Origin of the sequence: Bifidobacterium favimelis (assembly GCF_037963085.1) — a bacterium.
Taxonomy (GTDB): Bacteria; Actinomycetota; Actinomycetes; order Actinomycetales; family Bifidobacteriaceae; genus Bombiscardovia; species Bombiscardovia favimelis.
Window position 1 is genome coordinate 227,101 of the sequence record NZ_JBANDZ010000002.1, and the last position, 14,525, is coordinate 241,625.

A 14,525-nucleotide genomic window follows, 5' to 3' on the forward strand; every position below is an offset into this window, starting at 1 on the left:
CCGCCGTTCCAGCCCCAGTCGGTGGTGGCGGTGTAGCGGATGTAGGTGCGGTCCTGGGGAATGCCCAGTTCGGACTCCAGCGTCCCCATGATGGACTTAGTCAACTGCTCCCAGGAGGACTTGGGCACATCGCTGCCGAAGACGTTGACCTCCACGTAGGCGGCTGGCTTACTGTCATCTCCGGCGAAGTAGATGGGCATGTCGGACTCGAAGGGGCACATGAGCCAGCCCTCGCTCTTGCCGGGCACGGCCGTGATGGCCTTGCCGTAGGCGGCTTTGATGCGTTCCCTCTGCTCCTGGGTGATATGGGTGCTCACATGTGTGTGGATGACTGGCATGGTGGCTTCCTTTCTTGCTGGCCGCGTCCGGGCCTGCCGACCCGCATCACGGCCGGGATGTCCTCCCCCGTCTCTTTGCCGGGCGGAGGTCCGCAGACCGACGCGGGGGTCCCTGCCTTCATCCTAGCCCGCAGTCCGTCGGCCTTCCCATCCACCCGCTTTCACCCTGGGCTTCACTTCCACCCGAAGGGGTGACGGTCAAGGGACCAGGCACCGAGACGGTGGGCGAAGGATCCGGTCTGGATCGGGGTTCCCGCCGCAGGGGCGTCCAGGAGCCATTTGCGGATGATGAAGTTCCACACCGCCACGACCAGGGTCGCCACGATCTTCGCGATGTTGGTGTAAAGCACGTAGCGGGCGTGCATGGTGTGGATGGCATCGGGGGGCAGAAGGGCCACGCCTCCCCAGAGGATGATCTCGTTGATTCCCAGTCCTATGGCCGCCGAGATGAAGAATATCGTGACCTCCATCCACCGGGCCATGTCGTCGCGGTGCTTGAAGACATACTTCATGCTGGCCAGGTAGTTGAAGACCAGGGAGATCAGGAAGGATACCGCCCCGGCCAAGACGCTGTTGACGTGGACGGTCACCAGTAGGTTGAGGATGCCGAAATCGATGACGGCGGCGATGACGCCGACCACACCGAATTTGGCTATCTGCTTTATGAGGTTCCGCACGGTACATCATTCAAACACAGTCGCCCGCCTTTGGAGCGGCTGCGCCCAGATGGTTCCAATTCCGACGCAAGTCGCCCCCTCTCCAGCCCCGTTGGCCATGTGGCAGGGTAGATTTGGTCAGACATGATCATCTGGGGCGGATGCCGGCGCATAAGGCGGCGGTCCGCCGATTGGAGGTGGGTCGTTGCCAGCCACGACCATACATTTCGTGCGTCACGGGGAGGTCTACAACCCCGGCCATGTAATCTACGAACGTCTGCCGGGCTATCACCTGTCCCATCGGGGGGAGCGGATGGTCCGGGCCACGGCCAGGTTCATAGCCGAAAACCCGGCCCTCAACACCCTGGAGGCGGTCTATTCCTCCCCCCTGGACAGGACCAGGGAGACGGCGGGCATCATCGTGGAGGCCCTCGACCGGGTCAGACGGGCCCGTGGCCAGAAACCGCTCACAGTACGGTATGACGACCGCCTCCTCGAGGCCGGCAATGAGTTCAGGGGCAGGAGGATCGGCCGGGGGAAGGGGGCCCTGTGGCATCCGGAAAACCTGAAGCTGGTCTCCGACCTTTTCCGCCCCAGCTGGGGGGAGTCGTACCGGGAGATAGCCGACCGGGTCGGGGACTTCGTCAGGGACCAGGTGGCCGGCCATCCCGACTCCCAGATCCTCGTGGTCACGCATGAGTCACCGATATGGACCTACCGTCACCTGCTGGAGACCGGCAGGCCCGAGCACAACATGCTTCTGAGGAAGACCGCTTTGGCTTCGATCACCTCCATCACCATCGACGACCGGGACGGTCAGGTGTTGGGCATCACATATGCCGACCCGGCCCTGCGCGTGTGACCCGGCCCCCATGGCATAGGATGGGCTGGAGATGGTGCGCCGCAGCGTGCCAGGTTCAGCCTAGCGAGGGAGCAGAAGATGAACTATGTCCTTGATCAGGGCGAGGTCGTCAGAATGGCCGCCAGGGTTTCAGTGGTCAAGGCGGCCCGGCAGGGTGCCGGTCTGGTGGGCCTCTGGCCCCTGGATGACGCCAAGCAGTTGGACAACGACGCCAAGTACGGGGAGACCCTCCAGGTCAGGATGACACGGTCCCTGGCCAGGGTCATGACGGATGAGGACGTGACCATACCCGATGCAGAATTCGTCTATGAGGGCGCGCAGGACATCCCCGGACGCCCCCAGTCCCTGGTCGATGCCCTGCTGGCCGCCAACGAGGCTTACGAGGGCATGTCCGGCTTCGGCGAGAGCGGGGATGCCGACCTGGTGACCCATGCCGCCACCGCCTTGGGCACCGTCTGGTCCCAGGAAGAGGCCGGGGCGGCCCGTTTGGTGCTGGCCCAGGTGGACAGGGCCCTCTGCCCCCAAGGTCCGCTGGAACCGACATCCGACCCATCCGTCTTCGCCACCCGCCTGGCTTCGATCTGTACGGCGTTTGCGGCCCTGATGAAGGCAGTGGGCTGTGGCCGGGAGCATGTCGAGGCGGTTCTGCCGCTGGTCCTGGTTCTCAACGGTCTGTGTGAGAGGTCGGGTCTTCCGCCACTCTTCATGACCGACGAGCAGATTGTCGGATTGGCCGGCCTTGCCGATGGGGGAGGGAAGTCCTCCGATTCCCAGGCTGATGCCCTGGCCGATTACATATGCCCCCTGGCAGGTCAGGAGTGGGACCGTCACCGGCAGGACATCCTCTGGGATCCGGAGGAGGCCAAGAGGAAGGCCAAGGAGGATGACGAGCGCAAGAGCCGCGAGGCCCTGAACGCCAAATTCGCCCATGTCCCCGAAGACCCCGACAAACCGCCGGTCGAGCTGTGACATCCGGAGGCTGGAATCATGCCGGTGCATGAGGAGGGCTTGTAGGTTATTCTTGAATTGTCCAGGACAGTGGACGGGTCCGTTGTCCATACTCGCCGGCATGGCGGTGAAGGGTGCGATGCGAAGGGCAGTACGAGAAAAGAGGGAACAGCCTATGAGTGACTCACAGGATGGTCGGGGGCCTGTCGGCAACCAGCCTCCAACCCCGGAGGGCCGACCCGCTTTGCCACCGCAGTATCCGCAATATCCGCAGGAACCGCCTTTCCCTCAGGGCGATCAGGGTCAGGGGGTCCCGGGCGGACCCGTGGGCGACGGCGACCGGCAGGGCCAGACGAATCAGACGTATGGGCAACCGTATGGTGGACAAGGCCAGCCCTACGGCCAGCCCGGCCAGCCCTACGGGCCGGAACAGCCCTACGGGCCCGGCCAGCCCTATGCCCAGGGACCGGCGTACGGCCAACCCTATGCACAGGGTGCGCCCGGCTACGGCCAGCCCTCATACGGGGACCAACCGTACGGCCAGCCCGGTCAGGGACCGCAAATCCCCCAGGGAGCCCCGCAGATGCCGGCATATGGCGGTCAAGGGCCATACGGCGGCTACGGAGCCGCCTATCCTGCCGGTTGGGAACCACCGATCTGGGCACCCTGGTACGGCATATCCTTCCTGCAAACCTCCAAACGCTTCTTCACCAAGTTCTGCGTCTTCAACGGGCGGGCCTCCCGGGGGGAGTTCTGGTGGAGCGTCCTCCTCTTCGTTTTTCTGAACATGTTCCTCGGCCTGATCGATTCGATCCTGCCGGACTCACTGTCCGCATTGGTCGGAATCATCGAGTTGGTGCTTCTTGTGCCCCTGGTGGCCGTCTTCGTGCGCCGTCTGCACGACGCCAACCTCTCGGGCTGGTGGGCCTTGCTCACACACGGGTGCCTGGTTCTCGGCCTGATCCTCTTCGTGCAGGGGGATGGCATGAGTTACGCGAACGATCCCTATGCACTCCCGTCGACCATGGCATCAACGGGATCGATCCTGTGCCTGGTCTGGCTTGTCTCCACACTGGTCTTGTCGTTCCAGTCGAGCAATCCGAACGGATCACGTTTCGACAGGCCGGTCTGACAGGGACATGCGGCATGTGCGGCCACATCCGGTCGAGCCGGGTGTGGCCTCGTTCCGTTTTCCCTCTTTCTGGCCTCAAACCGAAAAGGGAGGGGCCGTTCCGGCACCATGTCCTGCCCCTCACCCCCGGGCTCAGCTACCCTCTTCCGCTCTGAAATCGGCCTGTGAGACCCCGCCTGATAAGACGTGCTCGACCAGGGACACCAGGGCCAGGAGAAGGGCCGTCATGACCACGATGACCAGGGTGGCGGAGAAGATCAGGGGGGTGCGGAAGGAGTTGAAGGCGGTCTGCAGCCAGATGCCCAGCCCGTTGCGGGCACCCAGATATTCCGAGGTGGCCGCCGTGGCGAATACGTAGGCCGCGCTGATCCTGAGACCGCCGAAGATATGCCCGGCCGCGATCCGGAGCTTGACGTGCCACAGGGTCCAGGCAGGGGTGGCCCCGCAGGTCAGGGCGACATCCTCATAAAACCGCGGCACCGCCGCCAGCCCCCGGCATGTCTGGACCACGATGGGGAAGAGGGCGAAGACGGCAACGATGACCACCTTGCCCAGGGGTTCGAACCCGAACCAGATGACGAAGAGGGGGGCCACGGTGATCAGAGGGATCATCTGGGCGGCGGCGATCAGGGGATAAACCGCATCATGCAAGGTCTTCCACCGGTAGAGGGCGACACCAATGGGGATGCCGGCGGCGGCGGCGAGCAGGAACCCGCCAGTCCCCTCCCAGGCGGTGATCGCGGAGGCGGGGAGGAGGTCCTGCCGGTACTCCCAGGTCGCCCGGATGATCTGGCTGGGGGAGGCCAGGACCTGCTCGGATATGCCCCCCAGCCGGACGGCGGCCTCCCAGACGGCAAGGAGGACCAGGACGGTGGCGGCCGGCGCCAGCCAGCGCCCGCCCCGTCCTCCTGCCGGCGCATCGGCAGCCGGATCGGCCCTAAGACCTGTCATCGTCTTCATTCTCCCCTTTCCATGTCCCATGATTGAATCCGCTGGCAGGGCCGTCAGCGCACGTACCTGTCGGTCCACATCCTGCCGGCCTGGGGGGCCTTGTCCCTCTCACCCTTCTTGGCGTCCTTGTAGGTGCCGGCCTTGTATTGGAAGTCGAGATAGTCCTGGGCGTCCTTGAGGTCCAGCAGTCCGGTGACTTTTGTCCCGCCCTTGTCCCTGGTCCAATATCCTTCCCGGGCGATGCTCTCCATGGACCTGCGGGCCAGCTCCGGGTCGATGGCCGACCCCTTGGTCTCCTCCACAAGGATCCGGGCCGCCTGGTCCGGCTGGCGCAGGGCTTGGTTGTATCCCTTCAGGCAGGCTTGTACAAAGGCCCTCAGGGTCTGCCGGTGGGAGTCGTCGTCCAGCCAGGACCTCCTGACCACGAAGCCCAGCTGGTCGGGGTTGCCCGGCACCCCCCAGTCGCTCTGGGTGAAGCAGTGGAGGGCAGGCCCTTTCAGCTCGCTCTCGACCCCCTCCCAATTGACGTAGAAGCCTGCGAAATCACCCCGGCCGCTGGTCAGTGTGGCAAAGGTGTTGGTCCCGCTGGTGGCCTTGGAAAATTCCCCCCTGCCCCCGGCGTATCTGATCATCTGCCTGACCACAGCGGTCTGTTCTGCCGAGCCGAAGGTGACGAAGGTCTTCCCGTCGAAATCCTTCGGGGTCTTGATGTCGGTGCGTGAGGCCAGCGAGCACCAGCGGGCGACGGAGCGCTGGCCCAGGTTGAAGACCTGCACCAGGTCGGCCCCCTGTGAGTCGAAGGTGGCCAGGTTGCTGAGTTTGGAGAAGCCGACCTCAGCCACACCGTTCTGCACGGAGACCTCCGCCCCCGCTTGGGCCGTGGGCAGGATCTTTACCGAGATGCCCGCCTGGTCGAAGTACCCCAGGTGGCGGGCCACGTAGATGCCAACGTGATTGGTGTTGGGGGTCCAATCCAACATGAAGGAGATCTCGTGCGCCGCCGCCCGGTCCCCGGAGGGGTGTGGACCTGCCCCTGCGCATGCGGTCAGGCCGGCCCCCAGGGCCAGCATGCAGGCCACGGCCGTCAGCTTCCTGCATATGCGCCTGCCGGTCCGGATCTGCCCTCTTCCCCTGCGGAGAATGATCGGCCTTGGAACGTCGGGCTTGTTCATCTGTCACCTTGCCTTCCGCGCGTCTGCGCGAATCAACCGGGCCGATGTCCGCAGCGGGAAGGTGAGGAGCCCGCGCGACGTTCGTACCCGCCGGGGCCCGTCCCCCGACGGTACGGGGCACCCGATCAACTCTTGTGAACGTTGGCACGGCTGCTGCCACCAACCGCGCGAACACGGCCCAAGTATAAACCATCCCCGGAAGGGGCGCAGAGCCGTCCCGGTCGACGGCATATACTGATGGGGTTGATCGTTCCGGCCGTCATGGACGATGGGCCGAGGCCACAGGCAGCGGCGAACAGTGCGGCGGACCGGGCCGAAAGGCGGGGGTCTTCGTCGATGGCCGCCGCCGAGGAGGAGCCGTGCAAAAGGAAGGCAGGCAGATGTCGGTCGTCACCATCCACGATGTGGCCCGTCGGACGGGGCTTTCGATTTCGACCGTCTCCCAGGCCCTGAACGGGAAGGGGCGCATCTCCGAAAAGACCAGGGCCCTGGTCCGCAAGATGGCCGACGAGCTGGGCTACATCCCCGACAGCCGGGCCAGGTCCATGCGTGTGTCCAGGTCCAAGGCCATAGGTCTCCTGGTGCCGGACGTGCGCAACGGCTACTTCTCCGAGTTGGTCTACGCGGTTCAGGACGAGCTCTACATCAACGGCTATGCCACCCTGATCGGCGTCTCCCTGGACGACACCAAGCGTCAGGACGATTTTTTCCGCACCATCCTTGCCAGGCACATCGACGGCGCCATCGTCGTCCCCAGGAACGCCACCTCGCCGATCCTGCGCGTCGTGCTTGACCGGGGCCTGCCTGTCGTGTTCGTCGACAGGCGTGACGAGGGGGCGCCCCAGATCCCTCTGGTCGATTCAGATCCCGAACCCGGGCTTGAGCAGGCCCTGCAATCCCTGGCGGAACACGGCCACAGGAAGGTGGCCTACATACCAGGCCCCGATATCCATCCCCCCGTATTCCAAGAACGTCAGGCGGCCTTCACAGCCCTGTCGGACAGGAGGAGGGACATACAGGGGATCGTCGTCCGTGACTACGGGGACAGGGTGGATGATTGCCGCAGGATCATGCGGTCCCTGGTCGATCAGGGTGTCACCGCCTTCATCTTCGGGTACTCGGGCGATGCCATCCGGGCCATAGCCATCGTCAACGAGGACTCCTGGGCCTTCCGCGACAAGGTGGCCCTGGTCTCCTTCGACGACCTGGACCTCTTCCGCCTGGTGACCCCCCAGGTCTCGGTCATCTCCCAGCAGGTGGACCGGATGGGGCGTCTTGGGGTCGGGGTCCTTCTCGACCTGGTGGAGGCGGGTGGTGCCGAAGGGGGTCGTGGCGTCGCCGTCCGTCCGGGTGAATGCAGGAGGATGGACACGGTGTTCACGCCACGCGGCCTCCTGTCCTGACCGGATCCGAAGGGGGATCGCAGGACGGGCCGTCAGGGTCCCGGCCAAAGACGGAAACGAAGGACGAAGACGCAAGCAAGGAAAATGAAGGGAGCAGCCATGAAACTGCAACATCTGGGCACAGCGGCCGCGGAGCGGATTCCGGGCATCTTCTGCATGTGCGACCTGTGCAAGGAGGCCAGGAGGGTCAAGGGGAAGGAGATCAGGACACAGTCCCAGGCCCTCGTCGACGATGCCATCCTCCTCGATTTCCCTGGTGACACCTATTTCCATTATATCCGTGACGACTTCGACCTGCCCTCCGTCACCCGGCTTTTCGTGACCCACTGGCACTCGGACCACTTCTACGGGGAAGATCTGGCCTACCGCATGGCCGCCTACGCGGACGACAACCCCCTCCACATGGACGTCTACGGATCCGAAACCGTCCGCGGCTTTTACGACCGGGCCTTCTTCCTGGAGCAGCAATACGACCACTCCAGGCTCGACTACCACATCATGCACCCGGGCGAGAGTGTCACATTCGGGCCGGTGGGGGGCAAGAACTACCGTGCCTACGCCTTTGAAGCCAAGCACGGCCACAACTTCGGCGACTGCCTCTTCTACGGCCTGAGCGACGGCCGGTCGTCCCTCCTGTACGCCCATGACACCGCCTACTTCCCGGAGTCCACCTGGCGGACCTTGCAGGAGGCCGGACTGACATATGACTATGTCTCCTTGGATTGCACACATGCCCTGTGCGAGGGCTCCTCAAGCGTCCATATGAACTTCGCCGACAACCTCAGGGTCCGTGACCGCATGGTCAGCCTCGGCCTCGCCCGACAGGACACGATCTTCGTCTGCAACCACTTCTCCCACCGGGGAATGGCCACCTATGCCCGCATGCAGGAGGCCGCGGCGAAGGAGGGGTTCATCTCCTCCTACGACGGGATGTCCACCGACTTCTGACCTGTCGGCCGCCTCCTGCCTGACTGTTCCCCCTCCACGCGGGCAGGGCGGGAGCCCGTGCGCACGACGGCCACCCCACGACATTCCGACGGCAGGTGCAGGCAGGCAGCCTCGGCGTGTCAAGGAGGGGGCAGGACGTTTCCCCCGGCCTGGTGCGGTTTGTTCCCCCTGCCGTCGGAGCCGGTTGTGTGGTCTATGTCACATTTCATCGGTGTTCACTATATGTAGTGATGGAATTTTCGGAAACCCCTAGATGTTGTGTATCTCTGTGCTAGAGTGGTACCGAAAGCAGGAACGACATGGATGTAATTCCAGGTCTGTTCCGGCTGTTTCCAGCAGGCCGGGTCCATCGACGAGGGTGGGTCGGCAGGCTGACGTGGATGCGATTTGATAGGAGTTGCGATGGATACGCAGGTGATGGCAAGCCGGGTGCAGGGTGTCGGGCAGACACCCAAGCGAGACTCTCTCGATGGGATCATGGTCGAGAAGAGGGACGGCCGGATTGTCGACTTCGACCCTGTGAACATCATGAATGCCATCGAGGCCGCCTTCGTCGACGTCAAGACCGAGGTGGGGCCGGAGGAAAAGCAGGAAATCCGAACCATGACCCAGACGGTCCAGTCGGAGATCCGCGACAGGTACACCAACCCGGTCAAGATCGAAGACATCCAGACCCTGGTCGAGCATGCCCTGGTCAATGCCCACCGCTATGAGACGGCCCGGGCCTACACCTCCTACCGTCTGGACCGCGACATCCAGAGGGCCAAGGCCACCGATGTCAACGAGGCCGTCCACCGCCTGACCAGCAAGGACGAGACCCTGGTCAGGGAGAACGCCAACAAGGACGCCAACGTCTACGCCACCCAACGTGACCTCCTGGCGGGCGCCGTCTCCAAGGCATCGGCCTTCAGCATGCTCCCCAAAGACGTGTCCAACGCCCACATGAAGGGCGACATCCACTTCCACGATGCCGACTACTCGCCTTTCACGGCCGAGACCAATTGCTCCCTGCCCAATTTCGGCGACATGTTGGAGCATGGCTTCGAGCTGGGCAACGCCATGATGGATTCGCCCAAGTCCATCGGCACGGCCGCCACCCAGATCACCCAGATCATCAAGGACATCGCCGGCTCCCAGTACGGTGGCCAGACCGTCAACCGTGCCGATGAACTCCTGGAGAAGTACGCCCGTTTGGACTACAAGAAGAACTACGCGATGGCCGAGGCCGTCCTGCCGGACGAGGAGCCCGTCGACGTGGCCAGGGACGTGGTCCGGGGGCTCAAGGCCCGCGAGGCCGGCTGGCTCCACCTGGACGACCGCGCTCCCATCGGGGAGGATTCCCCCTTCGATCTGGACGCACCGGATATGGTCCGGCTCCGTCAGGTCTATGCCAAGATCCTGACCAGGAAGAACATCTACGACGCCATGCAGACCATGGAGTACCAGATCAACTCCAACCGCGTCTCCAACGGACAGACCCCCTTCGTCACCGTGGGCTTCGGCCTGGGCACCTCCTGGTTTTCCAGGGAGATCCAGCGGGCCATCTTCCTGATCCGCATCCGTGGTCTGGGGAAGGACCGCCACACGGCCATCTTCCCCAAGCTGGTCTTCACCATCAAGCATGGGTTGAACGCGGATGAGGGCGACCCCAACTACGACATGAAGCAGCTGGCCCTGGAGTGCTCCACCAAGCGGATGTATCCCGATGTGGTCTTCTATGAAAACCTGGTCAAGATCACAGGATCCTTCAAGGCCCCCATGGGCTGCCGGTCCTTCCTCCAGGCCTGGACCAACCCGGAGACCGGTGAGGATGAAGAGGACGGACGCATGAACCTGGGCGTCGTCACCGTCAACATTCCCCGCATCGCCCTGGAATCACGCGGTGACAAGGACCGGTTCTGGAAGATCTTCGACCAGCGCATGGAGGTGGCCCACCACGCCCTCCAGTTCCGCATCATGCGCTGCAAGCAGGCGACCCCCATCAACGCACCCACCCTGTATGAGTACGGTGCCTTCGGTCGTCTCAAGCCCACGGACAGCGTGGACACCCTCTTCCGCAACTCTCGTTCGACCATTTCGCTGGGTTACATCGGCCTTTACGAGGCCACCAGCGTCTTTTACGGGAAGGACTGGATGCAGGACCACTCCTGGGATCCAGAGGGCAAGGAGTTCGCCCTGAGCATCGTGCGGCGGATGAACCAGCTCTGCAAGCAGTGGGAGAAGGCGGAAGGCTATCACTACTCCGTCTACTCCACCCCGGCCGAGTCCCTGACCGACCGCTTCTGCAGGATGGACAAGGAAAAGTTCGGCGTGGTCGAGGGTGTGACCGATCATGACTTCTACACCAACAGCTTCCACTATCCGGTCTGGCTGCGTCCCACCCCCATGGAGAAGCTCAGCTATGAACGTGACTTCCCCTACCTGGCCTCCGGCGGGTTCATCAATTACTGCGAGTTCCCCTCCATGCAGCAGAACCCCAAGGCCCTCGAAGCCGTCTGGGACTATGCCTATGACATCGGCATCGGCTACCTGGGGACCAACACCCCCATAGACCACTGCTTCGTCTGCGGGTACGAGGGCGACTTCGAACCCACAGAGGAGGGCTTCAAGTGCCCTGAGTGCGGCAATGACGACCCTGACAAGTGCAACGTGACCAAGCGCACCTGCGGCTATCTGGGCAATCCTGTCCAGCGGCCCATGGTCCACGGCCGCCACGAGGAAATCGCCCATCGTGTCAAGCACATGGAGGGCGAGACCGGTCATGTGGTCTTGAAGGACGGTTCCACCAAAGAGTGGTTTGACGACAAGGCAGAGTGAACCCTGATCAGGGTCCTCCGTCCGGTCCGGGTCGAGAGGTCCGTGTCCCGCCAGGACATGGACACCCGGTCACGAAGTGCCGTGAGGAGGGGCTGCCCGGTGTGGGGTCATTATGGATCGGAACCATGATGGTCCCTGATGGCGGCGGAAAATCATGGCGGCGGAAAACCATGGCAGCATGGCGTCATGGAGAGAGGGCGGACCTGTCCGGTGCGGGTCCGCCCTCTCCTGTTCAACCCCCGGAAGGGTGGTGGACGTGGGTGCGGCAGACCCCTGGTCTGAGGTACCGCAATCAGAGGGATGTCGGGTCCGTGCAGTGAAGGATGTGAGGTGGCGACGATGGTCGAGACGAAAGGCATGAGGAAGACCGGGACCCGGGGGCACAGGGACTTCGCCCCGGGGGAGGCCGGGCGGGGGCCGGGCGTTCCCTGTGACCTGACCAACAACCCCAAGGCGGGCCAGTGGGACGGCCGTCGGCTCAGCAGGGGAATCGTAGCCGACTACAAGCGTCTGGTCATGACGGACGGGGAGGGAATCAGGTGCTCCCTGTATGTGAGCGGATGCCCCTTCCGCTGCCAGGGCTGCTACAACTCCTCCATCTGGGACTTCCAGGCCGGCCATCCCTACACCCAGGAACTTGAGGACCGGATCATCGCAGACCTTGGTCTTTCCTACGTGCAGGGTCTCACCTTCCTGGGCGGCGAGCCCCTCCTGAACACCCCCATCCTGCTCAAACTGGCCGCCAGGGTCCGCGAGGAGTTCGGGCATGACAAGGACATCTGGTGCTGGACCGGTTATACCTGGGAGGAATTGATGAGGCCGGGGGAGACGCCCGACAAGGCCGAACTCCTCGGTTACATCGACATCCTGGTGGACGGCCGGTTCATAGAGTCCGAAAAGAACTCCCTCCTCCAGTTCAGGGGCTCCTCCAACCAGCGGATCATCGATGTCCAGCGGTCCCTGGCCGAGGGCAGGATCGTCACCTGGGCCAAGCTTCACGACCAGACCAGGTTCATCCCCGAGACCTACAGCAAGGACAGGGACCAGGAGCAGAAGCGGGGGTGAGGCAGGCGGCGGCCCTCCCCGGTCGGGCTGGCGGGGCACAATGGTGACCATGACTGATGAGCATGATCATGACTCCAAACCAGAATTGCCTGCAGATGTCCGTGTAAGGTTCTGCCCCTCTCCGACCGGCACCCCGCATGTGGGGATGGTCAGGACGGCACTGTTCAACTGGGCCGAGGCCAGGCACACCCACGGCACCTTCGTCTTCAGGATCGAGGACACCGATGCCGCCCGCGACAGCGAGGAGAGCTATAACCAGATCCTGGAAGCCCTGCGTTGGCTGGGCTTGGACTGGGATGAAGGGATCGAGGTGGGCGGCCCCGACGGTCCCTACCGGCAGTCCCAGAGGGGGGACATCTACAGGAAGGTGGCCCGTCAGCTCCTGGATGCCGGCTATGCCTATGAGTCCTATTCGACAGCCGAGGAAATAGAGGCCCGCAACCTGGCGGCCGGCCGGCCCAAGTCCTTCGGTTACGATGGCTACGACAGGGACCTGACCGAGGAGGAGCGCCGGTCCTTCCGTGATCAGGGACGCAGACCGGCCATCCGGGTCAGGATGCCTGACGAGGATGTCGCCTTCGACGACCTGATCCGGGGCAGGATCGAGTTCAAGGCCGGTTCCGTGCCGGATTATGTCATCGTCAGGCCCAACGGGGACCCTCTGTACACGTTGACCAACCCCGTCGATGATGCCCTGATGAGGATCAACGTCGTCCTGAGGGGGGAGGATCTCCTCAGCTCAACCCCCCGCCAGATCGTCCTCTACCGCTACCTGACCGAGCTGGGAGTTGCCCAGGGGACCCCCCTCTTCGGCCACATGCCCTATGTGATGGGTCAGGGCAACAAGAAACTGTCCAAGCGCGATCCTGAATCCAACCTCTTCCTCCACCGTGAGAACGGTTTCATCCGGGAGGGATTGCTCAATTACCTGGCCCTCCTCGGCTGGTCCATCGGCCCCGACCGTGACGTCTTCTCCATGGATGAGATGGTGGAGAAATTCGACATCCGTGACGTCAAGGCAAACCCGGCCCACTTCGACATAGACAAGGCCGTGGCCATCAACGCAGAGCACATCCGTATGCTGGACCCCCAGGACTTCCTCAACCGCTCCCTGCCCTACCTCAAGAGGGACGGGGCGGTCACGGCCGACCGTTGGGAGGAATTGACCGGACGTGAACGGGAGGTCCTGACGGCGGCGGCCCCCCTTGTGCAACCCAGGGTCCGCCTCCTGGGTGAGGTATCGGGGATGGTGGGCAGTCTTCTCAGCCAGGAGGACTACATCGAGCCTGAGCCCGATGCCCGCAAGCAGCTCAAGGAATCCGCGGGCGCAGTCTTGGACCTGGCGGTCAAGGCCCTGGAACCGGTGGGCGAAGCCGACTGGAAGACCGACAACCTCCACGCGATCCTGACCCATGCCTTGGTCGAGGAGGGTGGGTACAAGCCACGGCTGGCCTTCGGGCCGGTCCGGGTGGCCGTCTCCGGCAGGAGGGTTTCCCCGCCCCTCTTCGAATCCCTTGAGATTCTGGGCAAGGAGACGACACTCCGGCGCATGCAGAACTTGCGTGCCCGCCTGTGACCGGGTATATTGACTTTCTGTTGTGCTGATGACTCGTTTTCAACCGGTCGGAAGCGCTGCGGATAAGTGAGCCCCCGTCGTCTAGCGGTCTAGGACTACGCCCTCTCACGGCGCCAACACCGGTCCAAATCCGGTCGGGGGTACGATGTGATATAACCGTATTGGCGGCTATGTCGCTGATAATTGGGGTATGGTGTAATTGGCAACACAGGTGATTCTGGTTCATCCATTCTTGGTTCGAGTCCAGGTACCCCAGCGGTAGGTATAAGATGCCATGAAACGGCGGAACGCCAATAAGGCGTTCCGCCGTTTTGCTGTCTGTAGGGCCTCCTTCCTGGTTGACCCATCTGGCGCCTCAGGGCCCAAGGCAGGCAGGGATCGGACGGGCCCAGGGGCTCGTGGCCTCCCGGTTCATTCGGTTTCGGCCCCTCTGTGCAGGGGTGCCCGCAGCCTGTCTGGCCGCGGTCTTCAGAGATTTCCGGCACAACAGCGTGTCGTGGACTTTTGTAGGATATCTTAATGGATAATATAAAATTCTATAGCTGAAGGGGAAGAATCAAACGCCGCCCTTGCGGCCCCGCCTTGCTCTGCTCTGCTCTGCTCTGCTCTGCTCTGCTCTGCTCTGCTCTGCTCTGCTCTGCTCTGCTCTGCTCTGCT

General features: G+C 63.3%; 12 protein-coding genes and 2 tRNA genes. 10 read left to right on the plus strand and 4 right to left on the minus strand.

Features of this window, described 5'->3' with window-relative positions; translation table 11 throughout:
* Positions 1 to 338: tautomerase family protein (locus V6584_RS07245; RefSeq protein ID WP_340486341.1), on the minus strand; the 338-nt coding region annotated here is incomplete at its 3' end.
* Between the two features lie 173 nt (positions 339 to 511).
* The gene (locus V6584_RS07250; protein WP_340469812.1) at positions 512 to 1,015 is read right to left on the minus strand and encodes a GtrA family protein; all 504 of its coding nucleotides are present in this window, start codon (positions 1,013 to 1,015) and stop codon (positions 512 to 514) included.
* Positions 1,016 to 1,199: 184 nt separating this feature from the next.
* On the opposite strand from V6584_RS07250, the gene V6584_RS07255 reads away from it, so the two are divergent.
* The 3 genes from V6584_RS07255 (at position 1,200) to V6584_RS07265 (ending at position 3,936) form a co-directional block, all read left to right on the plus strand.
* Entirely contained in the window at positions 1,200 to 1,856 is a 657-nt protein-coding gene (locus V6584_RS07255) for a histidine phosphatase family protein (protein WP_340469811.1), read from the plus strand.
* Between the two features lie 78 nt (positions 1,857 to 1,934).
* Entirely contained in the window at positions 1,935 to 2,825 is an 891-nt protein-coding gene (locus V6584_RS07260; protein WP_340469810.1) for a hypothetical protein, read from the plus strand.
* A gap of 304 nt (positions 2,826 to 3,129) precedes the next feature.
* Positions 3,130 to 3,936, plus strand: a complete 807-nt coding sequence (locus V6584_RS07265) for a DUF805 domain-containing protein (RefSeq protein ID WP_340469808.1) — start codon at positions 3,130 to 3,132, stop codon at positions 3,934 to 3,936.
* A gap of 132 nt (positions 3,937 to 4,068) precedes the next feature.
* On the opposite strand, the gene V6584_RS07270 is transcribed toward V6584_RS07265, so the two are convergent.
* A complete protein-coding gene (locus V6584_RS07270) occupies positions 4,069 to 4,887 on the minus strand; it encodes an ABC transporter permease (protein ID WP_340469998.1) in 819 nt (272 codons plus the stop codon).
* A gap of 53 nt (positions 4,888 to 4,940) precedes the next feature.
* Complete coding sequence (locus tag V6584_RS07275; RefSeq protein WP_340469806.1) at positions 4,941 to 6,059, minus strand: ABC transporter substrate-binding protein; 1,119 nt, start codon at positions 6,057 to 6,059, stop codon at positions 4,941 to 4,943.
* A gap of 359 nt (positions 6,060 to 6,418) precedes the next feature.
* On the opposite strand from V6584_RS07275, the gene V6584_RS07280 reads away from it, so the two are divergent.
* The 7 genes from V6584_RS07280 to V6584_RS07310 all read left to right on the plus strand — a co-directional run bounded on the left by V6584_RS07280 (position 6,419) and on the right by V6584_RS07310 (position 14,124).
* The gene (locus V6584_RS07280; RefSeq protein WP_340469805.1) at positions 6,419 to 7,462 is read left to right on the plus strand and encodes a LacI family DNA-binding transcriptional regulator; all 1,044 of its coding nucleotides are present in this window, start codon (positions 6,419 to 6,421) and stop codon (positions 7,460 to 7,462) included.
* 99 nt (positions 7,463 to 7,561) lie between these two features.
* Positions 7,562 to 8,410: an MBL fold metallo-hydrolase gene (locus V6584_RS07285; RefSeq protein ID WP_340469804.1), complete on the plus strand. Its 849-nt coding sequence runs from the start codon at positions 7,562 to 7,564 to the stop codon at positions 8,408 to 8,410.
* 417 nt (positions 8,411 to 8,827) lie between these two features.
* Complete coding sequence (gene nrdD, locus V6584_RS07290; RefSeq protein WP_340469996.1) at positions 8,828 to 11,227, plus strand: anaerobic ribonucleoside-triphosphate reductase; 2,400 nt, start codon at positions 8,828 to 8,830, stop codon at positions 11,225 to 11,227.
* Between the two features lie 339 nt (positions 11,228 to 11,566).
* The gene (gene nrdG, locus V6584_RS07295) at positions 11,567 to 12,292 is read left to right on the plus strand and encodes an anaerobic ribonucleoside-triphosphate reductase activating protein (RefSeq protein WP_340469803.1); all 726 of its coding nucleotides are present in this window, start codon (positions 11,567 to 11,569) and stop codon (positions 12,290 to 12,292) included.
* A 49-nt stretch (positions 12,293 to 12,341) separates the two neighbouring features.
* Entirely contained in the window at positions 12,342 to 13,868 is a 1,527-nt protein-coding gene (gene gltX / locus V6584_RS07300; RefSeq protein ID WP_340469802.1) for a glutamate--tRNA ligase, read from the plus strand.
* A gap of 70 nt (positions 13,869 to 13,938) precedes the next feature.
* A tRNA-Glu gene (locus V6584_RS07305) sits at positions 13,939 to 14,011 on the plus strand.
* A gap of 41 nt (positions 14,012 to 14,052) precedes the next feature.
* Positions 14,053 to 14,124: transfer RNA gene (locus V6584_RS07310), tRNA-Gln, on the plus strand.
* Positions 14,125 to 14,525: the final 401 nt, after the last annotated feature.